This window comes from Zoogloea sp. (genome assembly GCF_030157465.1).
Classification (GTDB): Bacteria; Pseudomonadota; Gammaproteobacteria; order Burkholderiales; family Rhodocyclaceae; genus Zoogloea.
In genome coordinates, this window is the sequence record NZ_JAOAUU010000139.1 from 1 (window position 1) to 19,064 (window position 19,064).

At 60.1% G+C, this 19,064-nt stretch carries 22 protein-coding genes; 11 read left to right on the plus strand and 11 right to left on the minus strand.

Annotation, left to right across the window (positions count from 1 at the left end; translation table 11 throughout):
- Positions 1-554, minus strand: a 554-nt coding sequence (locus Q1W26_RS17135; RefSeq protein WP_300442673.1) for a Rieske (2Fe-2S) protein, incomplete at its 3' end; no start/stop codon positions are given.
- A gap of 142 nt (positions 555-696) precedes the next feature.
- Here Q1W26_RS17135 and Q1W26_RS17140 point away from each other — a divergent pair.
- The 4 genes from Q1W26_RS17140 to folE2 all read left to right on the plus strand — a co-directional run bounded on the left by Q1W26_RS17140 (position 697) and on the right by folE2 (position 4,661).
- On the plus strand, positions 697-924 hold the full coding sequence (locus tag Q1W26_RS17140) for an exodeoxyribonuclease VII small subunit (RefSeq protein WP_300442675.1): 228 nt from the start codon (positions 697-699) through the stop codon (positions 922-924).
- A complete protein-coding gene (locus Q1W26_RS17145) occupies positions 921-1,817 on the plus strand; it encodes a farnesyl diphosphate synthase (protein ID WP_300442676.1) in 897 nt (298 codons plus the stop codon). Before Q1W26_RS17140 ends, Q1W26_RS17145 begins: the two co-directional genes overlap by 4 nt.
- Positions 1,818-1,869: 52 nt before the next feature.
- Entirely contained in the window at positions 1,870-3,768 is a 1,899-nt protein-coding gene (gene dxs, locus Q1W26_RS17150) for a 1-deoxy-D-xylulose-5-phosphate synthase (protein WP_300442678.1), read from the plus strand.
- A gap of 83 nt (positions 3,769-3,851) precedes the next feature.
- A complete protein-coding gene (gene folE2 / locus Q1W26_RS17155) occupies positions 3,852-4,661 on the plus strand; it encodes a GTP cyclohydrolase FolE2 (RefSeq protein WP_300442680.1) in 810 nt (269 codons plus the stop codon).
- Positions 4,662-4,767: 106 nt separating this feature from the next.
- On the opposite strand, the gene rplS is transcribed toward folE2, so the two are convergent.
- The 4 genes from rplS to rpsP form a co-directional block, all read right to left on the minus strand.
- On the minus strand, positions 4,768-5,163 hold the full coding sequence (gene rplS, locus Q1W26_RS17160; RefSeq protein WP_300442682.1) for a 50S ribosomal protein L19: 396 nt from the start codon (positions 5,161-5,163) through the stop codon (positions 4,768-4,770).
- 88 nt (positions 5,164-5,251) lie between these two features.
- The gene (gene trmD, locus Q1W26_RS17165; protein WP_300442684.1) at positions 5,252-6,031 is read right to left on the minus strand and encodes a tRNA (guanosine(37)-N1)-methyltransferase TrmD; all 780 of its coding nucleotides are present in this window, start codon (positions 6,029-6,031) and stop codon (positions 5,252-5,254) included.
- Positions 6,031-6,534: a ribosome maturation factor RimM gene (rimM, locus tag Q1W26_RS17170; protein ID WP_300442736.1), complete on the minus strand. Its 504-nt coding sequence runs from the start codon at positions 6,532-6,534 to the stop codon at positions 6,031-6,033. The genes trmD and rimM overlap by 1 nt, the downstream gene beginning before the upstream one ends.
- Positions 6,535-6,582: 48 nt before the next feature.
- Positions 6,583-6,834, minus strand: coding sequence for a 30S ribosomal protein S16 (gene rpsP / locus Q1W26_RS17175; protein WP_300442737.1), 252 nt, complete (start codon positions 6,832-6,834; stop codon positions 6,583-6,585).
- A 216-nt stretch (positions 6,835-7,050) separates the two neighbouring features.
- Here rpsP and Q1W26_RS17180 point away from each other — a divergent pair, with 216 nt between their 5' ends.
- Positions 7,051-8,544: a hypothetical protein gene (locus tag Q1W26_RS17180; RefSeq protein ID WP_300442686.1), complete on the plus strand. Its 1,494-nt coding sequence runs from the start codon at positions 7,051-7,053 to the stop codon at positions 8,542-8,544.
- A 6-nt stretch (positions 8,545-8,550) separates the two neighbouring features.
- Here Q1W26_RS17180 and Q1W26_RS17185 read toward each other — a convergent pair whose 3' ends face one another.
- Entirely contained in the window at positions 8,551-9,813 is a 1,263-nt protein-coding gene (locus Q1W26_RS17185; protein WP_300442688.1) for a YihY family inner membrane protein, read from the minus strand.
- Positions 9,814-9,849: 36 nt separating this feature from the next.
- Here Q1W26_RS17185 and wrbA point away from each other — a divergent pair, with 36 nt between their 5' ends.
- Both wrbA and Q1W26_RS17195 read left to right on the plus strand, forming a co-directional pair.
- Positions 9,850-10,446 carry an NAD(P)H:quinone oxidoreductase gene (wrbA, locus tag Q1W26_RS17190; RefSeq protein WP_300442689.1) on the plus strand — a complete coding sequence of 199 codons (597 nt, stop codon included), beginning with the start codon at positions 9,850-9,852 and terminating at the stop codon, positions 10,444-10,446.
- Positions 10,443-10,811: a DUF2069 domain-containing protein gene (locus Q1W26_RS17195; RefSeq protein WP_300442691.1), complete on the plus strand. Its 369-nt coding sequence runs from the start codon at positions 10,443-10,445 to the stop codon at positions 10,809-10,811. Before wrbA ends, Q1W26_RS17195 begins: the two co-directional genes overlap by 4 nt.
- A gap of 26 nt (positions 10,812-10,837) precedes the next feature.
- On the opposite strand, the gene Q1W26_RS17200 is transcribed toward Q1W26_RS17195, so the two are convergent.
- The 5 genes from Q1W26_RS17200 to Q1W26_RS17220 form a co-directional block, all read right to left on the minus strand.
- Complete coding sequence (locus Q1W26_RS17200) at positions 10,838-12,370, minus strand: 2-isopropylmalate synthase (RefSeq protein WP_300442692.1); 1,533 nt, start codon at positions 12,368-12,370, stop codon at positions 10,838-10,840.
- 143 nt (positions 12,371-12,513) lie between these two features.
- Positions 12,514-13,302 carry a CDP-diacylglycerol--serine O-phosphatidyltransferase gene (pssA, locus tag Q1W26_RS17205; RefSeq protein ID WP_300442694.1) on the minus strand — a complete coding sequence of 263 codons (789 nt, stop codon included), beginning with the start codon at positions 13,300-13,302 and terminating at the stop codon, positions 12,514-12,516.
- 113 nt (positions 13,303-13,415) lie between these two features.
- Positions 13,416-14,432 carry a ketol-acid reductoisomerase gene (ilvC, locus tag Q1W26_RS17210; protein WP_300442696.1) on the minus strand — a complete coding sequence of 339 codons (1,017 nt, stop codon included), beginning with the start codon at positions 14,430-14,432 and terminating at the stop codon, positions 13,416-13,418.
- 74 nt (positions 14,433-14,506) lie between these two features.
- Positions 14,507-14,998 (minus strand): acetolactate synthase small subunit, encoded by a 492-nt coding sequence (ilvN, locus tag Q1W26_RS17215; RefSeq protein ID WP_300442739.1) that lies wholly within the window; start codon positions 14,996-14,998, stop codon positions 14,507-14,509.
- Positions 14,999-15,107: 109 nt separating this feature from the next.
- Positions 15,108-16,853: an acetolactate synthase 3 catalytic subunit gene (locus tag Q1W26_RS17220; protein WP_300442697.1), complete on the minus strand. Its 1,746-nt coding sequence runs from the start codon at positions 16,851-16,853 to the stop codon at positions 15,108-15,110.
- A gap of 145 nt (positions 16,854-16,998) precedes the next feature.
- Between Q1W26_RS17220 and Q1W26_RS17225 the strand changes: the two genes are divergently transcribed.
- From Q1W26_RS17225 to Q1W26_RS17240, 4 genes are read left to right on the plus strand one after another with little or no spacing between them, the layout of a single operon-like run.
- Positions 16,999-17,550: an RNA polymerase sigma factor gene (locus tag Q1W26_RS17225; RefSeq protein WP_300442741.1), complete on the plus strand. Its 552-nt coding sequence runs from the start codon at positions 16,999-17,001 to the stop codon at positions 17,548-17,550.
- A complete protein-coding gene (locus tag Q1W26_RS17230) occupies positions 17,547-17,921 on the plus strand; it encodes a DUF3619 family protein (RefSeq protein ID WP_300442698.1) in 375 nt (124 codons plus the stop codon). The genes Q1W26_RS17225 and Q1W26_RS17230 overlap by 4 nt, the downstream gene beginning before the upstream one ends.
- Positions 17,894-18,547, plus strand: a complete 654-nt coding sequence (locus Q1W26_RS17235; protein ID WP_300442699.1) for a DUF3106 domain-containing protein — start codon at positions 17,894-17,896, stop codon at positions 18,545-18,547. The genes Q1W26_RS17230 and Q1W26_RS17235 overlap by 28 nt, the downstream gene beginning before the upstream one ends.
- 8 nt (positions 18,548-18,555) lie before the next feature.
- Entirely contained in the window at positions 18,556-19,035 is a 480-nt protein-coding gene (locus Q1W26_RS17240; RefSeq protein WP_300442701.1) for an RDD family protein, read from the plus strand.
- The last annotated feature ends 29 nt before the right edge of the window (positions 19,036-19,064 follow it).

Consider the following 19,064-nt stretch of genomic DNA (forward strand, 5'->3'; position numbering starts at 1 on the left):
ACCTCGATAAAGGTCTTCCAGTTGTAATTGCACTCGTGGATCTCGACTTTATCGAGTTTGTAACCGGAGAAATCCAGTTCGCCAGCCACCTGCATGCCCGCCAGATCTGCGTTCGCGGAGCGCGGCCCCTTGAACAACAGTCCCTGCCAGCGCTCGAGCTTGTCGCGCTGCAGGTCGAGGCAGGGCTTTTCCGGAAAATGCGGCGCACCAATCAGCAAGCCATCCGGGTTGTAGGTCCAGCGGTGGATCGGACACACGATGTTCCGGTCGGCCACACCCGAGCCCTGCAGCATGATTGCCTGACGATGACGACAGATGTTGGACATCTGGTAAAAACCGTCGTCCCGGTTGATCAGCGTCTTTGAATGGTCCAGCCATTCGAGCGAGCGGAACTGATTGGCCTCCGGCACCATCAGCTCATGACCGACGTAGCCAGGACCGGCATCGAAGAGGAGACGCTTCTCCAGTTCGAAAAGCTTTTCGTCCGAATACCAAGAAACCGGCAATTGGGAGACTGCCGACGAAAGAAGTGCCTGAGAGGCGATGTCAGACATCCCGAACCCCCTGATTCAAAGCGAAAGCCCGAAACGTAAAGCCGAGCATTATATGATATTACCGGTTTGACCTAAAGCCCGGCGATAGGCTATTTTTACGGTTTGCCTCACCCCGATTCCGGCCGCGTACGGTCAGGTCAACATGGTCAAGACACCTTCAAGTAAATCAGCCAGCTTCGAATCCGCCGTCACCGAACTGGAATCCATCGTCCAGCAGATGGAAAACGGACAACTGCCGCTCGAGCAGGCACTCGCTGCTTACGAGCGCGGCACCGCTTTGCTCCGCCAATGCCAGGGTCAACTCACCAAGGCCGAGCAAACCATCCGGGTACTCGAAGCCGACGTCACACCAGGAGACACCCAGCCATGACCGCCGTCACCTTCAGTCAATGGATGAGCGACATCCAGCAGCGCACCGAAACCGCCCTCGACCGCGCGCTCCCGGCCGCCGACATCGCGCCCGCCCGCCTGCATGAAGCCATGCGCTACGCCGCGCTGGGCGGCGGCAAGCGGGTCCGTCCGCTGCTCGTACATGCTGCGGGCCAGCTCAGCGGTGCCACGCCCGAACGCCTCGACAGGGTCGCCTGCGCCATCGAGATGATCCACGCCTATTCGCTGGTCCATGACGACATGCCCTGCATGGACGACGACGTCCTGCGCCGCGGCAAGCCCACCGTTCACGTCGAATACGACGAAGCCACCGCACTGCTGGTGGGCGACGCACTTCAGACCCAGGCCTTCCTGCACATAGCCGACGCGCCGGTGTGCGACGATCCCCAGGGTCAGATCGCCATGATCCGCCAGCTCGCCCTCGCCTCGGGCTCCCGCGGCATGTGCGGCGGGCAAGCCATCGACCTGGCCGCGGTCGGCGTCCAGCTCAGTCTCGCCGAACTGGAGTTCATGCACATCCACAAAACCGGTGCGCTGATCCGGGCTTCGATCAACCTTGGCGTACAATGCGGCCGCCGGCTCGGCGATGATGAAATGGCTTCCCTCGACCATGTAGGCAAGGTTATCGGCCTGCTGTTCCAGGTGGTGGACGACATCCTCGACACCGAAGCCGACACCGCCACCCTCGGCAAGACTGCCGGCAAGGACGCCGCCAACGACAAGCCCACCTACGTGAGCCTGCTTGGCGTAAACCGCGCCCGCGAGCTGGCCGAAGAAATGTGCGCAGAAGCCCTCGGCCGCCTCGCCGCCTTCGGCGATGCCAGCCAGCGCCTCGCGGAACTGACGCGCTACATCGTCCGCCGCCAGTTCTGAAGCCGGCCAGGCGCAACTCGAACAACACCGATCAACCACCCGGTAACCCGGAATGCCTCACGCAACGCAGCCAGCCCAACCCCGCACCAGCCTGCTGGACAGGATCGCGTCGCCCGCAGACCTGCGCAAGCTTGAGCCGGACGAACTTCCCACCCTGGCCAACGAGCTGCGCCACTTCCTGATCGATTCCGTATCCCGCACCGGTGGTCACCTGTCGTCCAACCTGGGCACGGTTGAGCTCACCATCGCACTGCACTACGTCTTCAATACCCCCGAAGACCGCATCGTCTGGGACGTCGGCCATCAAACCTACGCTCACAAGGTGCTCACCGGCCGCAGGAAGGGCATGGCCAGCCTGCGCCAGTACCAGGGAATGTCCGGGTTTCCGCGGCGCAGCGAAAGCCCCTACGACACCTTCGGCACAGCACACTCATCCACCTCGATCTCTGCCGCGCTCGGCATGGCCGAAGCAGCCCGCCTGCGCGGCGAAGACCGTCGCGCGATCGCCGTGATCGGAGACGGCGCGATGACTGCCGGCATGGCCTTCGAGGCACTCAACAACGCCGGTGACATCCACGACACCAACCTGCTGGTCATTCTCAACGACAACGAGATGTCCATCTCACCGCCGGTGGGCGCCCTCAACAAGCACCTCTCCCGGCTGCTGTCCGGCCGCCTTTACAACGGCGCCCGCAAGATCGGCAAACGCGTCCTCGAAACCCTGCCGCCGCCGGTCATCGAACTGGCCCGCCGCACCGAAGAGCACGTCAAGGGCATGGTCATGCCCGGCACCATGTTCGAGGAATTTGGCTTCAACTACATCGGCCCCATCGACGGCCACGACCTTGAAGCCCTGCTCCCCACCCTGCAGAATCTGCGCACCCTCAAGGGGCCCCAGTTCCTGCACGTGATCACCCGCAAGGGTCAGGGCTACAAATTGGCCGAGGCCGACCCGATCCTCTACCACGGCGTATCCAAATTCGACCATACCGCCGGCATTGCCACCGGGGGGGATGCCAAAGGTGGCGGCAAGCTCACCTACACCCAGGTCTTCGGCGACTGGCTGTGCGACATGGCCGCCATCGACAAACGCCTGGTTGCCATCACACCGGCAATGCGCGAAGGCTCGGGCATGGTCCGTTTCGCCCACGAATACCCCGATCGCTACTACGACGTAGGTATCGCCGAGCAGCACGCCCTGACCTTCGCCGGCGGCCTCGCCTGCGAAGGCTTCAAGCCTGTGGTGGCGATCTACTCCACCTTCCTGCAGCGCGCCTACGATCAGCTCATCCACGACATCGCGCTGCAGAACCTGCCGGTGATGATGGCCATCGACCGCGCCGGATTGGTCGGCGCCGACGGAGCCACCCACCACGGCGCCTTCGATCTTTCCTTCCTGGCCTGCATTCCCAATCTGACGATCTTCTGCCCCGCTGACGAGAACGAATGCCGGCAGATGCTCCACACCGCCTACCAGCACAACGGCCCCACTGCCGTCCGCTACCCGCGCGGCGGTGGCCTGGGCGCCAAGCCCGAAACCGCAATGAGCCTGCTTCCCATCGGCAAGGGCGAAATCCGCCGCAAAGGCAAGCGCACTGCGCTGCTCGCCTTCGGCAGTCTTCTCGGCCAGGCCCTGCAGGTCGGCGAACAGCTCGATGCCACGGTCGCCAACATGCGCTTCGTGAAACCCATCGACCAGGATCTCATCCTCGAACTCGCCAGCACACATGAACTGCTGGTCAGCCTCGAAGAAAACGCGGTGATCGGCGGCGCCGGCTCGGAAATTGCTCGCGTCCTCCAGGCAGCCGGCAGCCCAGTACGCCTGCTGCAGCTGGGTTTGCCCGATCGCTTCATCGACCACGGCGACCAGAGTCAGCTCCTTGCCGAAATCGGTCTCGACGCCGCAGGCATCCTGAAGAACATTGAAAAGGCCTATCGGCCGAATAGTTGAGTGCTTTTGTCGGGAATGATAGGATCAAACCTATCGAGGGGCCTTAGAGCCCCACTCCCCAACGAGACCTACCGAGAACAGTCATGACCACGTGTGAAGCCCCCACCCCCATTCCGGACGTCCAGAGTTCAGCGGATTCCCGCCAGCTGGCCATCAACAAGGTTGGCATCAAGTCCATTCGCCATCCCGTAAAAGTGCAGGACAAAAACGGAGGGGTGCAACACACCATCGCCGTTTTCAACATGTACGTTGGTCTGCCGCACAACTTCAAGGGCACCCACATGTCCCGCTTCGTGGAGATCCTCAACAGCCACGAACGCGAGATCTCGGTCGAATCCTTCGAGCCGATGCTGCGGGAAATGGTGCAAAAGCTCGAGGCCGAAACCGGCCACGTCGAAATGACCTTCCCCTACTTCATCAACAAGGCCGCCCCGGTTTCCGGCGTGCAAAGCCTGATGGACTACGAAGTCACCTTCATCGGTGAAATCCGTGCCGGCGGCATCTACGAGTTCACCATGAAAGTTGTGGTTCCGGTCACCAGCCTGTGCCCGTGCTCCAAGAAAATCTCAGCCTACGGCGCCCACAATCAGCGCTCCCACGTCACCGTCACCACCACCACCAACGACCACCTGTGGATTGAAGAGCTGGTGCAGATGGTCGAAGCCCAGGCATCCTGCGAACTCTACGGCCTGCTCAAGCGCCCGGATGAAAAATACGTTACAGAACGCGCCTACGACAACCCCAAGTTTGTCGAAGACATGGTCCGCGACGTTGCTGGCGTGATGAACAGTGAGCCGCGCATCGACGCCTTCGTGGTCGAATCCGAGAACTTCGAATCGATTCACAACCACTCGGCATACGCACTCATCGAGCAAGACAAGCGCGCGAAATAATTCCATGTCCAGCCCGCCGGAAGCGGCGGGCAAACCGGAAAACTCCCGGACTGCACACGAAAAAAAACGGAACCGAGGTTCCGTTTTTCCTTTGCACCACCAGGAATCAAGCCTTGGCAGCAGCCTTTGCAGCAAAGGACTTGTAGTCCAGCTTTTCCTTGATCCGCGCCGACTTGCCGGAGCGGCTACGCAGATAGTAAAGCTTGGCGCGACGCACATCACCGCGACGCTTCACTTCGATGCTGGCAACCAGCGGAGAGTAGGTCTGGAACGTACGCTCCACACCTTCGCCGGAGGAGATCTTGCGAACGATGAAGCCGGAGTTGAGACCGCGGTTACGCTTGGCAATGACAACGCCTTCGTAAGCCTGCAGACGCTCGCGCGTGCCTTCCTTCACCTTGACTTGAACAATCACGGTGTCGCCAGGAGCGAATTCCGGGATTGCCTTGCCCTGGGTAAGACGGGCGATTTCTTCCTGTTCCAGCTGATCAATGAGGTTCATGCGTAACTCCAAAAAATAATAAGGCCTTGGGCCGTTCGTGCAGAGCAGGTCGCCACCTGGTACACGCCTTTTTTATGAAAGCAGAAAACTAGCTTTCCACCTTCTGTTCTGACTGCCGGAATGCTTCCAGCAGCCGGAATTCTTCCTTGCTCAACGTGCGGCCAGCCAACAGATCCGGCCTCCGCAAGCGAGTCTGACCAAGAGACTGCTGCAGACGCCAACGCCGAATTTCAGCGTGATTGCCTGACAACAGCACATCCGGTACTGCCATTCCCTCGTATACGACGGGTCGGGTGTAATGCGGACAATCCAGCAGACCATCCACAAAAGAATCCTCGACCGCTGAGTCTTCGTCATTCAACGCGCCCGGCAATTGCCGAATCATCGCGTCCAGCAAAACCATCGCCGGAAGCTCGCCGCCAGAGAGGACGAAATCACCGAGGGAGATCTCCTCGTCGACACAGCGCTCAATCAAACGCTGATCAACACCTTCATAACGACCGCACAGCAAAATCACCGCGGGCTCTGCAACCAACTCAAGAACCCGCCGATGATCGAGCGGACGTCCCTGAGGAGACAGATAGATAACCTTGCCTGCCGCGCCGACTGAAGCGTTCTGCCGAGCTTTCGCCGCAACAATCGACTTCTCGAGTGGCAGCGGCAGCATCACCATACCCGGACCGCCGCCATAAGGACGATCATCGACCGTACGATGGCGATCTTCGGCAAAATCCCTGGGATTCCAGCAGTTGAGCTCGTAGAGCCCACGCTCCCGCGCCCGGCCGGTAATACCGAAACCCGACAGCGCGGAAAACATTTCTGGAAACAACGTAACGACGTCGTAAGCCTTGCGGCCCATTACAGTCATTACCAGTCAGCTTCCCATTCGACGGTGATGCAACGCGCCGCCACATCAACGGCAGTCACATAATGTGCAACAAACGGAATCAACCGCTCGGTCTCACCGTCCTGCACCTGCAGCACATCGTGCGCGCCGGTAGACAACAAGCCACTGACAGTGCCAAGCACAAGCCCAGACGCGTTACGTACAGTCAAACCGACGAGGTCGGCCCAATAGTACTCATCCTGGTCGGGCGCCGGCAAAGCTTCCCGCGGAGCAGCGATGTAATATCCCGTGACAGCTTCGGCGGCATTGCGATCAGGCACCTCGACAAAGGCTGCAACGACGCCACCCTTGCCGTGTTCCTTGCACCCGCTGAGGGTATGAGGAACCCACTCCTTGCCGTCCGGATCGACGCCCAACCACCACTGGGGCATCTTTTTCCAGGACAAGGGATCATCCCCGAAGGGATGGACCTTGAGCCAGCCGGAGACCCCGAAGGGAGCCGCAATTCGCCCAAGAACAATCATCGGCGATTCAGTTGAAGCAAGATCATTCTGCACGCGAAGCCAGACGGATCAGGCTGCTGCTTTGGCTGACTGCTTGACCAGACGAGCGACGGTATCAGACAGCTGGGCGCCGGTACCTTGCCAGTAAGCAAGACGCTCGACGTTCACGACGAGACCCTTTTCGTTGCCGGAAGCAACCGGGTTGTAGTAGCCAACGCGCTCGATGAAACGGCCGTCACGACGATTGCGGGAATCGGCGGCAACGATGTTGTAGAAAGGGCGCTTCTTGGAACCACTGCGGGCAAGACGAATAACAACCATAACTGTTCCTGATCCGATGGAATTGGAAAAACGTTGGATCATAAATCACGAACCGGAAAACAGCAAGAAATCCCGCGTGCAAATTGCGTCTGGAACAGCAAGCCGGCGGCACCTCCACCGGCACGACACCCGGTACGCCCTTCGGCGGTCATTCAGAGCACATGATTTCCGGGAACTTAATTACAATATCTGTCTAGCTTCGAAATACCGCAGGCAATGAGCGTCGCCGACTCCCCCCATTCCGACCGCACAGCTCCAGTCCTCGACTGGCTCGCTACAGAACTTTCCGCCGACGCGGATCTGGAGCTGGCTGCACTCGTCCGTCACCTCGACGAACTCGGGCGCCCGGAAATCAGCCGCAACCAGTTCCATCGCTGCATCGACTTGTTGCATACGCGCGCGCTGGCTATAAGTCGCCTGTTTCGCGAACGCTTCGCCAGCGCACCGCTGCCGCTCACCGTCAACCTGCACCGCGCAGCGACACGTTTGGTGGCCGCTCTTGGCAAGGTGGCCGCCGGCTACGAAGAAGTGCTTGCCGAAGTGCGCCATCGCCTCGTGCGAACCATGCGCCGCAACCCGGAGACAATCAGTGCGAAGGCCCTGGAAATTCTGGGCGAACAACTCACGATTGCGCACCTTGCGGGCAACAGCGCGCCCTTCGAGTTCTGGCTGCGTGCCCATGCATTCTTTCTCGGCAGTCGTTCCGAGGCGACGGCCGACAGCAAACCCGGCAGCATTCCAGACACCACGCTTCGGGCCTACAAATACCTGCTGGCATTTTCTTCGACCCAGCCAGAAGGCCTCAGCGGTCACGAAATCAACTGGTTGGCCGAGTATCTCGCCAGTAACGCCAAAAACACGCTCATCCGCCACACCCCACCGGGCGAAGGCGGACTCGGGTGGCTATGGATAGACCCGGATCAGGATACTCCGCCGATCTCGATCAACCGCCGGGAACCGCCTGCGGTGGAAGGCCTCATTTATTTCACGGCCGAGGAACTGGCGCGTCGAACAACCTCCCTGATCGAACAACTCGAGGGAGACGGCCCTGCACCAGTCGGGCTTCCCCCGGGCCTTGAGCGTACCGCAACAGCAACGCTGCTGCGCAGAGTCAGGGAATACTGGGCGTCACCTCCCCACCGGGAGCACTCGCGCCGTCGCAACCGCTATGCTGTAAGTGTCTGCAGCGGGCTGGACGCAATCTGGAAGATGCTCCGGGAGCCTGGCTCCACCCGCCAGTCACGTTACGCAACCGAGTGGATGGTTGTAAACGAAAGCCCTACCGGCTACGCGATCATGCAGGTCACCGGAACAGCGAACAACCTGACGCCGGGAATCGCCATAGCAATACGCCGTGGCGACGAAGAGCCCTGGACACTCTGCGTCGTGCGCTGGATCCGGACCGAAACTCCGGAACAAGTCGAACTCGGCCTGCAGGTTCTCGCCAATACGGCCAAGCCGGTGTCGGTCGGCTTCCGCAATGCCGAGCAAACACGCCCAATGCGACCTGCGCTTGTCCTGCCTCCAGTCGCAGCACTCGGACGCCAACAAGCAATCCTTGCTCCTGCCGGCACGTATTCCGCTCGACGCTTCATGCTGGTTTCCGACACCCAGCGCCTGTATATCGCACAGGGGCGCCTGCTCAGCCTTGACATGCAGACCCCGGCGATAGAGCTTTTCCAGTACGAGATCGACCCTTACCCCCTATAAGCGACGTCAGGTCCGCTTCGTGGCCAGCGTGTCAATCGGAATCGCCGCCGCGGCATCCAGGGCACTCACCAGATCACGCCAGCGTGAATCAATTCCCGCTTCGGTGCCCGCAACAGGAAGGCTGGCCGAAGCGGGCAGATTCCACGCAAACAAGCGGGCAACCTCGGCAAGCAGAACATCCTCCGCGGCTCGCGCCAGCAGCCAGCCCCCGTCTTCCCTGCGCGCAGCAATCCTCGCGCACTCCAGAACTTCGAGCAGCTCACGAACCTCGCCATGCCCGCAACGGGCCGCGTCCGCCAACACATCCACATCACGCTGCCCTCCCTCCCGCTGCGCTTCGACGAGCTCGGCAATTATCTGCAGCGCGACATAAAGACGTCGCCCCGGAAACACCGGCAAGGGGCGGCGGCGCAGATTACGCTCAGGCAGTACCGCCGCCACCACCGCCCCGAGCAGAATCACGATCCACGACAGGTACAGCCACAACAGGAAAATCGGCACTGCGGCAAACGCGCCATACACCAGCGTGTAGCTCGGAAAATGAATCAGATAAAAGCTGAACAGCCGCTGCATGACCGACAGCCCGACAGCCGCCAGGACGCCCGCCACCACCGCATCACCAAGACGCACACTGCAATGCGGCACGGCGTAGTAGAGCATTGCAAAAACACCACTCAGCACCGCCACCGAGATAAACCGCAGCCCTGCCGCTTCAAGCCAGACGGGCTCGTTCACGATATTCAACGACATACTCAGCATGGCACTGGCGAGAAACACGCCGCCAGCCAGCAGGATCGGCCCGAAAGACAAGGCCATCCAGTACGCAGCCAGACGGGTCGCCCACGGACGACGACTGCGAACCATCCAGATCTGGTTGAGCACCTGATCGATGGTCTTCATCAATAAAACTGCAGTTACAACCAGGGCAAATGCGCCGGCAATCGTCAGGTTTGTCGCCTTCTGGCTAAACTGGATCGCATAGCCTGCGATCACCTTGCCAGCCTTGTCAGGCAGGAGGTTATCAAGCAGAAAGCCCCGCAATGCGGCATCCAGATGTGCAGACTGGGGAAACTTGCTCGACACGACTGCCACCAAGGTAACGAATGGCACCAGCGAAAGCAGCGTGGTGAAAGCCAGACTTGCGGCGACCTGGGCACAATGGCCCTCCCGGAAACGCCGCCAGATCGCCACCAGAAGATGGCGGACAGACACCGCCAACCCCGAAACACGCTGCCGGAAATCGTCTCCGGAATCAGGGCGGGAGTTCATTTACGTATAATGCCTTTCCGTCTCACAGGCCCAACCATGCAGGAAGTACTCGTTCTCTACTACAGCCACCGCGGCTCGGTTCGTGCGCTTGCCGAACTCGTCGCCCGCGGCATCGATTCCGTGCCCGGAGCCGCCGCGCGGCTGCGGACCGTACCACGAATATCCACCGTCTGCGAAGCAACCGAAGCCGATATCCCTGACAGCGGCGCCCCCTACGCCGAGGCGCAGGATCTCGAGGAATGCATCGGTCTCGCCCTCGGCAGCCCCACGCGCTTCGGCAACATGGCAGCACCCATGAAATATTTTCTCGACGGAACCGCCGGCCCCTGGCTTTCCGGCGCGCTTGCCGGCAAGCCAGCCTCTGTCTTCACCTCATCGGCAAGCCAGCACGGCGGCCAGGAGAGCACCCTGCTGTCGATGATGACGCCGCTGCTTCACCATGGCATGCTGATTCTTGGCCTGCCCTTCTCGGAACCCGACCTGACCCGGACCCAAAGCGGAGGCTCACCTTACGGTGCGACTCACGTTGCCGGCAACGAGAACAATACCAGCCTCACCGACGAGGAAAAACGGCTCGCCGTCGCCCTCGGCAAACGCCTTGCAGAAACCGCCTTGAAGCTCTCCACCCGATGAAACCAAAAACCCTGTCCCTGATTGCCAGCATCAGCCTTCTGGCACTGATCGCCCTCTGTCTCGCCTGGGAGGCGATCCTGGCGCCGCTGCGCCCCGGCGGCTCCTGGATGACCTTGAAAGTGCTGCCCCTGATGTTCGCGCTGTTCGGCATCCTGCGCGGCAATCGCTACACATACCAGTGGAGCACGATGATGATCCTGCTCTACCTGACAGAAGGCGTGATCCGCACAAATGACGCGGCCCCCGGCAACGCACTGGCGTTGGCGGAGGCCGTATTGAGCGTGATTTTCTTCATGGCCACGATGTTCTACGCCCGCAACACCGCACCGTCACGACTGGCTCAGGCCTCGCAGCGCGAAACCTGAGCAATCCACTTGCGCCTGCCTGACCCTCAAACTTGAGGGTTCAGCCTCTCAGTGCTCCCCTGCAACTTGTTGAGCGCATTGAGATAGGCCTTGGCCGATGCGACGATGATGTCCGTATCGGCCCCCTGCCCATTCACCACGCGACCGTCCTTCGAAAGACGTACGGTCACTTCGCCCTGCGCATCGGTACCGGTGGTAATCGCATTGACCGAGTACAGCAGCAACTGAGCACCGCTGTCGGCAATACTCTCGATCGCCTTGAAAGCAGCATCAACCGGACCCGAGCCACAGGATTCAACTTTCTGCTCCCGCCCATCCACAGACAGGGTTACCCGCGCGCACGGCGTTTCACCGGTTTCGGAATGGAAAGCCGACGATACCAGTCGGAAATGCTCTTGCGGCTCCGAACTGTCATCGCTCATGAGCGACTGCAGATCTTCGTCGAAAATCTCATGCTTCTTGTCGGCTAGCGCCTTGAAACGGGCAAAAGCATTGTTCAGCTGCTCCTCGGACTCGATCACCACACCCAGTTCCTGAAGACGCGAGCGGAAGGCATTGCGGCCCGAATGCTTGCCCATCACAAGCTTGTTGGCGCTCCAGCCCACATCCTCGGCGCGCATGATCTCGTAGGTTTCACGGTGTTTGAGCACACCATCCTGGTGGATGCCCGACTCGTGGGCAAAGGCGTTCGCTCCGACAATCGCCTTGTTGGGCTGCACCGGAAAACCGGTGATCCCGGACACCAGCTTCGAGGCCGGCACGATCTGCGTCGTATCGATACGCGTATCGCACTCGAAAATGTCCCGACGGGTACGTACCGCCATGACAATCTCTTCCAGCGACGCATTGCCTGCGCGCTCGCCAAGGCCATTCACCGTACACTCGACCTGACGCGCTCCAGCGCGAACAGCCGCAAGCGAATTGGCAACGGCAAGGCCAAGATCGTTATGACAATGCACCGACCACACAACCTTATCGGAATTCGGCACACGCTCGATCAGCGTCCGAAGCGTGGCGGCGAACTGCTCGGGAACGTTGTAGCCCACCGTATCCGGCACGTTGATGGTCGTCGCACCGGCCTTGATGACCTCCTCGAAGATCCTGCACAGAAAATCAATTTCCGAACGACCGGCATCCTCAGCCGAAAACTCGATGTCGTCCGTGTATTCACGCGCCCAGCCAATCGCCTTCACTGCCTGCTCGACAACCTGGTCGGGCGACATGCGCAGCTTTTTCTCCATGTGGATGGGGCTGGTGGCAATGAAGGTATGAATGCGCTTCGAGGCTGCCGGACGAATGGCCTCACCGGCCCGGCGAATGTCCAGTTCGTTGGCACGCGCGAGCGAACAGACCGTCGAATCCTTGATCGCCTCCGCCACAGCACGAACCGCCTCGAAGTCGCCATTGGACGCAGCCGCGAATCCCGCCTCGATCACATTGACCTTCATGCGCTCCAGCTGACGGGCGATCCTCAGCTTCTCATCCCGCGTCATCGATGCACCGGGGCTTTGTTCGCCGTCGCGCAAGGTCGTGTCGAAAATGATCAACTGGTCGTTCATGATGAGCTCCTGCCGGGGTCTGTCTAATTGGATTGAGCGATCTCCCGGCCGTTCAATCCGGCGGGAACAAATCGGAAACTGGGTGATGTATGCAGAGCGCCAGAGCCCCTGAATGCAGGCTCCCGTCGTCGAAAGTCGAAAGACTATAAATCAGGTTTTTCAGGCTCGGCAACCGCACTGCTGCGCTTGCGCCCCTTCAGCCAGCCCCAGAAACCGAGCACATAGCCGGAAACCGCATAGCAGAGAAAGAGCCCGAACAAGACGCCCGGCGGATAGCTGGATACCAGCAGAAAGCCCAGCACGAAGGCAATGATGACAATGAAGGGAACGCTGCGGCGAAGGTTGATCTCCTTACCACTGTAAAACAGCACGTTGCTCACCATCGACACGCCGGCGAAGATCGTCAGAGCACACGCATACCAGCGCACGTCCGGGCCGGCAATGCCGTTGTCGATGACAACCCAGACGAGACCCGCAACAAGCGCCGCGGCAGCCGGGCTGGGAAGCCCCTGAAAATAGCGCTTGTCGACGACATCAATGTTGGTGTTGAAGCGCGCCAATCTCAGCGCAGCGCCAACGCAGTAGATGAAGGCTGCCATCCAGCCCAGCTTGCCCATGCCTTTGAGCGCCCATTCATACACGATGAGCGCAGGAGCCGCGCCAAAGGAAACCATGTCCGACAGGGAGTCGTATTCGGCGCCAAAGGCACTCTGGGTGCGCGTCAGACGCGCCACGCGGCCATCCAGGCCGTCTAGCACCATCGCGATGAAGATAGCCACCGCGGCTTGCTCATAAAGGCCGTTCATTGCCTGCACGATGGCGTAGAAACCGGCAAACAGCGCTGCCGTCGTGAACAGGTTGGGAAGAATATAGATACCCCGGCGACGCCGTTCCGGGTTGAGCAGGGGCTTGCGGGATTGCAGATCGGCCATGGACAGGGGCGATGGGTAAAGTCGAATGCGATTGTAACGCAGGAAAAAGCATCAGGCCCCGAAAACGACACGGGGGACTTTCGTCCCCCGTGCGCTAATCAAGGCAGACCTGATCAGTTCTTGGACTGGTCAACCAGCTTGTTGGCCTTGATCCACGGCATCATGTCACGCAGCTGTTCGCCGACCACTTCGATCGGGTGAGCGGCGTTCAGACGACGACGAGCAGTCATGGCCGGGTAGTTGGTCTTGCCTTCCAGAATGAACATCTTGGCGTACTCGCCGGTCTGGATGCGCTTCAGTGCATTGCGCATGGCAACACGGGACTGCTCATTGATGACTTCAGTGCCGGTTACATACTCGCCATACTCCGCGTTGTTGGAGATGGAGTAGTTCATGTTGGCGATGCCGCCTTCGTACATCAGATCAACGATCAGCTTCAGCTCGTGCAGACACTCGAAGTAGGCCATTTCCGGAGCATAGCCAGCTTCGGTCAGGGTTTCGAAACCCATTTTAACCAGCTCGACAGCGCCGCCACAGAGCACAGCCTGCTCGCCGAAGAGGTCGGTTTCGGTTTCTTCGCGGAAGTTGGTCTCGATCACGCCACCCTTGGTGCCGCCGTTGGCAGCAGCGTAGGACAGGGCGATGTCGCGTGCCTTGCCGGACTTGTCCTGGTAGACGGCGATCAGGGTCGGCACACCGCCACCCTTGAGGTACTCGGAGCGCACGGTGTGGCCGGGGCCCTTCGGGGCGATCATGATCACGTCCAGGTCGGCGCGGGGGACGATCTGGTTGTAGTGAACGTTGAAGCCGTGGGCAAACGCCAGGGTGCCGCCCTGCTTGATGTTCGGGGCGATGTCGTTCTTGTAGACATCGGGCTGGGACTCGTCCGGCAACAGAATCATGACGACATCTGCACCCTTGACGGCGTCAGCTACTTCCTGAACCTTATGGCCAGCCTTCTCGGCCTTGCTCCACGAAGCGCCATCCTTGCGCAGACCGACGGTCACATTGACACCGGACTCCTTCAGGTTCTGGGCGTGGGCGTGGCCCTGGGAGCCATAACCAACAATAGTCACCTGCTTGCCCTTGATCAGGGAGAGGTCCGCATCCTTATCGTAAAAAACCTTCATTTCATGCCTTTCTGACAAAAGAGGAGCAAATCGCGGGAGGGTGCCGGCCGGGGTGGCCTGCACTATCCCCCGCATTAAACTTTCAATACCCGATCGCCACGACCAACGCCGCAGATTCCGGAGCGCACGGTTTCGAGAATCAGCCCGGCATCAATGGCGCCGACAAAGGAATCGAGCTTGGCCTGGGTGCCGGTCAGTTCGATTACGTAAGTCGTGTCGGTCACGTCAATGATGCGTCCGCGGAAAATGTCAGCCATGCGTTTCATTTCCTCGCGTTCTTTGCCGGTTGCCCTCACCTTGACAAGCATCAGCTCGCGCTCAACGTGGGCAGACTCAGACAGATCCACCACCTTCACAACTTCCACCAACTTGTTCAGCTGCTTGGTGATCTGCTCGACGATATCGTCCGAACCGGACGTCACGATCGTCATCCGGGACAGGGAAGCGTCCTCGGTAGGCGCCACCGTGAGGGATTCGATATTGTAGCCTCGTGCAGAAAAAAGGCCTGATACGCGCGATAGCGCACCGGCTTCATTCTCGAGGACAAGGGAGATGACGTGTCTCATATGCGTGTCGTTCTGGATTTTCATCAACCCGGCCACCGTTAGGCGGCGGGCTTAGGCGATGACTGGAAAAGCCGCCACGCCAGATCAAGCGTAGCGGTCCTCCGGCGGCTCAGAGGTCTTCGGCCGAAAGGATCATGTCTGTCAAACCCTTTCCACCCTGGACCATGGGATACACGTTCTCGGTCTGGTCGACCTGAAAATCAAGGAAGACCAGATCGCTCTTGCGACTGAACGCCTCCCGCAACGCTCCTTCCACATCATCCGGCTTGTCGACGCGGATACCCACATGACCGTAGGCTTCGGCGAGCCGCGAGAAATCGGGCAGCGAATCCATGTAAGACTCTGAATAGCGGTTGCCGTGAAAGATTTCCTGCCACTGGCGAACCATGCCCAGGTAACGATTGTTGAGCATCACCACCTTGATCGGCAGCCGGAACTGCTTGCAGGTGGCCAGCTCCTGGATGTTCATCTGGATCGACGCCTCGCCAGTGACGCAGGCAACCTGAGAACCCGGATGAGCCAGCTGCACACCCATTGCCGCGGGCAGCCCGAACCCCATCGTACCCAGACCGCCAGAATTGATCCAGCGGCGGGGCTTGTCGAACTTGTAGTACTGGGCTGCCCACATCTGGTGCTGACCGACATCGGAGGTGACAAAGGCGTCACCACCCGTCACTTCCCAGAGTTTCTGCACCACATACTGGGGCTTGATGAGCTCTTCGCCCTGATTGAATTTCAGGCAGTCGCGCCTGCGCCACTCATCGATCTGCTTCCACCAGACGGCGAGGGAATCCTGATCCGGTCGTTCGGGCGCGCCATCGAGCATGGCCAACATCTCGCCCAGCACCTCGCCCACGTCGCCGACGATGGGCACATCAACCTTTACACGCTTCGAGATGGACGACGGGTCGATATCGATGTGGATGATCTTGCGTGGCTCGGACGCAAAATGCGCAGGACTGCCGATCACACGATCGTCAAAACGGGCACCTACTGCAAGCAGGACGTCGCAATAATGCATGCCCATGTTGGCTTCATAGTTGCCATGCATGCCAAGCATGCCGACGAACTGACGATCCGTCGCCGGATAGCCGCCCAAGCCCATCAGGGTGTTTGTACAGGGAAACCCGAGCTTCCGCACAAGCGCGGTCAGCTTCTCGGAGGCATCGCCGAGGACCACGCCACCACCGGCGTAAATCATTGGCCGCTTGGCTTCGAGAAGAAGCTGAAGCGCCTTTTTGATCTGGCCCTGATGCCCCTTCACCACGGGGTTGTAGGAACGCATCGAAACCGTCTGGGGGTATTCGAAGGCACACTTCTGGGCGGTGATATCCTTTGGAATATCCACCAGCACCGGGCCGGGACGGCCGGTTCGAGCCAGGTAAAAGGCTTTCTTGATCGTGCTGGCGATGTCCCGCACATCACGAATGAGAAAGTTGTGCTTGACGCACGGCCGGGTGATACCGACGGTATCCACCTCCTGGAAGGCATCCTGGCCGATCGCAGCACTCGGCACCTGGCCGGAAATCACCACTAGCGGGATCGAGTCGCAATAGGCGGTGGCGATGCCGGTAACGGCATTGGTGGCGCCAGGACCGGAAGTCACCAGCGCAACACCCACCTTGTCGGTGGAACGGGCGTAGCCGTCAGCCGCGTGGATGGCTGCCTGCTCATGGCGCACCAGCACATGACGCACCTTGTCTTGCTTGAACAGCTCGTCGTAGATATAAAGGACTGAGCCGCCGGGATAGCCGAAAAGATAATCAACCTTTTCTTCCTGGAGACACCTGATTACAATTTCTGCACCGGTCAATAGCATCAACGCACCCGAAGCTGTTTCGGCAAAGTAAAGCATTAAACCATACCGCCGAGCCAGCGATTGGTCAAGGCACCTCGCCCCACCCGTTGCCACGAGCCGGCGGTTTGCCGCTTCAGCGGTCGAGTCCAGAAAGCTCGCACCACACCTCCCGACACCAGAGGAACATCCCCTGCCTTCCCGCATCGAACTCTCGGATTTCCTCGCAAGCGTCGAAAAACGGGCCTTCAAACAGGCCTTGTTCGCAGTTCGCAACGAAGAGTCGGCTCTCGACATCGTGCAGGACGCGATGATGAAGCTTGCAGAAAAATACGGTGACAAGCCGACCGGCGAGCTGCCGATGCTTTTCCAGCGCATTCTGCAAAACGTCATCCGCGACTATTACCGCCGCCAGAAGGTGCGCAACATGTGGACCACGCTGCTGTCTGCGTTCTCCGGTCCCGAAGACGACGAACACGATCCGCTGGAATCCATCGAATCTGCCGACAGCGACCACAAGAGCGAATCCCCGCAGGCCCAGCTCGAGCAGCAGCAAACACTGGGGGCGATCGAAAAGGAAATCGAAAAGCTCCCGCCCCGTCAACGCGAAGCCTTTCTCATGCGTTACTGGGAAGAGATGGATATAGCCGAAACGGCTGCGGCGATGGGGTGCTCCGAAGGCAGTGTAAAAACACACTGCTCGCGCGCAACGCACACCCTCGCCGCCGCACTAGCAGCAAAGGGCATCACGCTATGAATGATCACGATTTTCACTTCCGGGTTCGGCAACACCTGAACTCATCCGCACATGCGCTTCCGCCGACGGTCGCAGCCCGCCTCCGCCAGTCGAGGCAGACGGCGCTGAGCCACCAGAAAGTGGCCGTGCGAGGACTCAGTTTTGCGGGGATAGGCCAAGCGCTGTCCGAACACATCATGCCGCGCGGTCGAACGGCAGTCAGTGTGCTGCTTGTCGTGGTCGCCGCGCTCGGCGTGGGCTACCTTGGTGAATTGCAGCGTACTGCAGACCTCGAAGAAGTGGATAGCGCCCTTCTCGCCGACGACCTTCCGATTGACGCTTATCTGGATAGCGGGTTTGACGCATGGGTTCAAAACGACTCGCCCGACTGACCGCCGCGTGTGCACTCGTCTGCTCAAGCCAGCTGGTGGCAGCGCCCCCCCTGACTGCGCCAGCCTGGAATGACCTGACACCCGATCAGCAACGCACCCTGTCTCCGCTGGCCAGTGAATGGCGTGACCTGCCTGATGAGCGCAAGCGCAAATGGGCTGGAATAGCGGACCGGTTCCCTGGCTACACGCCGGAGGAACAGTCACGCCTGCAGAGACGCATGGAAACCTGGTTTTCGCTCACGCCGGAACAACGCACCGTTGCACGGGACCAATACCGCAACCTGCAACGTATTCCGCCTGAACAGCGCGAAGCACTTCGGCAAAAATGGATCACTTATCAGGAACTACCCAGTGAGGAAAAGCAGCGCTTCAACGAGGCTGCAAAAAAGCCGGCCGCCAAGCCGGCCATTCCGAAAATCGGGGCCCCCCCGATAAAGCCCCTGAGCGCACCGCCTCCGCCACGCCCGGCAAAGCCGAAAATCATCGTCAAGACGCCGCCACCGCCAACTGAAGCAGCCCAGCAGCTCGCTCCTGTATCGACGCTGCCCGCCCCGACGGCGGCACAGGCAACATCACCGATGATTGAGCCAGTGATACCGGCAGTACCCTCCCCCGCCAAACCCTGACCCGCCCCATGCCCTCAAAACCCACACGCGCCGGGGTTGTACCCCCGGTGCGGCAGGCTGCCGAACTCGCCGGCCTGCGCCGCCGCTTGGCCAGCATGCTTTATGAATGCCTCCTGCTCCTCGGCGTCCTCGCACTGACCCTCATGGTGCCAATGCTGCTGCTCGGCATCGGCGTTAACTACACTCCGGGCGGAGGCGTCCTGTGGGGATACATCTTCCTGGTGCTAGGAGGGTATTTTCTCTGGTATTGGCGCCGCAGCGGCCAGACTCTGGCCATGCAGACCTGGAAGCTGCGGATCGTCAGCGTCGACGGAAACCCTGTGTCGCTCAGACAAGGCTGGCTTCGCTACGCACTTGCCTGGCCCTCTGTGCTGTTTTTCGGTGCCGGTCTCGTATGGGCCTTGTTCGACCGGGACAGACAGTTCCTGCACGACCGCCTTTCCGGCACCCGAATCGTGCTGCTGACAACCGCGAAGCCTCAGGACTGAAGCAAAGCAGGCAATGGATGGAGCACGAC

Excerpts from the sequence above, each read along its gene's own strand:
- Q1W26_RS17230 (WP_300442698.1), top strand. The coding sequence starts at position 17,547 with ATGAATGATCACGATTTTCACTTCCGGGTTCGGCAACACCTGAACTCA.
- ilvC (WP_300442696.1), bottom strand. The coding sequence starts at position 14,432 with ATGAAGGTTTTTTACGATAAGGATGCGGACCTCTCCCTGATCAAGGGC.
- Q1W26_RS17145 (WP_300442676.1), top strand. The coding sequence starts at position 921 with ATGACCGCCGTCACCTTCAGTCAATGGATGAGCGACATCCAGCAGCGC.
- Q1W26_RS17195 (WP_300442691.1), top strand. The coding sequence starts at position 10,443 with ATGAAACCAAAAACCCTGTCCCTGATTGCCAGCATCAGCCTTCTGGCA.
- pssA (WP_300442694.1), bottom strand. The coding sequence starts at position 13,302 with ATGGCCGATCTGCAATCCCGCAAGCCCCTGCTCAACCCGGAACGGCGT.
- Q1W26_RS17180 (WP_300442686.1), top strand. The coding sequence starts at position 7,051 with ATGAGCGTCGCCGACTCCCCCCATTCCGACCGCACAGCTCCAGTCCTC.
- Q1W26_RS17220 (WP_300442697.1), bottom strand. The coding sequence starts at position 16,853 with ATGCTTTACTTTGCCGAAACAGCTTCGGGTGCGTTGATGCTATTGACC.
- rpsP (WP_300442737.1), bottom strand. The coding sequence starts at position 6,834 with ATGGTTGTTATTCGTCTTGCCCGCAGTGGTTCCAAGAAGCGCCCTTTC.
- Q1W26_RS17200 (WP_300442692.1), bottom strand. The coding sequence starts at position 12,370 with ATGAACGACCAGTTGATCATTTTCGACACGACCTTGCGCGACGGCGAA.
- Q1W26_RS17235 (WP_300442699.1), top strand. The coding sequence starts at position 17,894 with ATGGGTTCAAAACGACTCGCCCGACTGACCGCCGCGTGTGCACTCGTC.
- Q1W26_RS17185 (WP_300442688.1), bottom strand. The coding sequence starts at position 9,813 with ATGAACTCCCGCCCTGATTCCGGAGACGATTTCCGGCAGCGTGTTTCG.
- wrbA (WP_300442689.1), top strand. The coding sequence starts at position 9,850 with ATGCAGGAAGTACTCGTTCTCTACTACAGCCACCGCGGCTCGGTTCGT.
- trmD (WP_300442684.1), bottom strand. The coding sequence starts at position 6,031 with ATGACTGTAATGGGCCGCAAGGCTTACGACGTCGTTACGTTGTTTCCA.
- Q1W26_RS17140 (WP_300442675.1), top strand. The coding sequence starts at position 697 with ATGGTCAAGACACCTTCAAGTAAATCAGCCAGCTTCGAATCCGCCGTC.
- Q1W26_RS17240 (WP_300442701.1), top strand. The coding sequence starts at position 18,556 with ATGCCCTCAAAACCCACACGCGCCGGGGTTGTACCCCCGGTGCGGCAG.
- dxs (WP_300442678.1), top strand. The coding sequence starts at position 1,870 with ATGCCTCACGCAACGCAGCCAGCCCAACCCCGCACCAGCCTGCTGGAC.
- rimM (WP_300442736.1), bottom strand. The coding sequence starts at position 6,534 with ATGATTGTTCTTGGGCGAATTGCGGCTCCCTTCGGGGTCTCCGGCTGG.
- rplS (WP_300442682.1), bottom strand. The coding sequence starts at position 5,163 with ATGAACCTCATTGATCAGCTGGAACAGGAAGAAATCGCCCGTCTTACC.
- folE2 (WP_300442680.1), top strand. The coding sequence starts at position 3,852 with ATGACCACGTGTGAAGCCCCCACCCCCATTCCGGACGTCCAGAGTTCA.
- ilvN (WP_300442739.1), bottom strand. The coding sequence starts at position 14,998 with ATGAGACACGTCATCTCCCTTGTCCTCGAGAATGAAGCCGGTGCGCTA.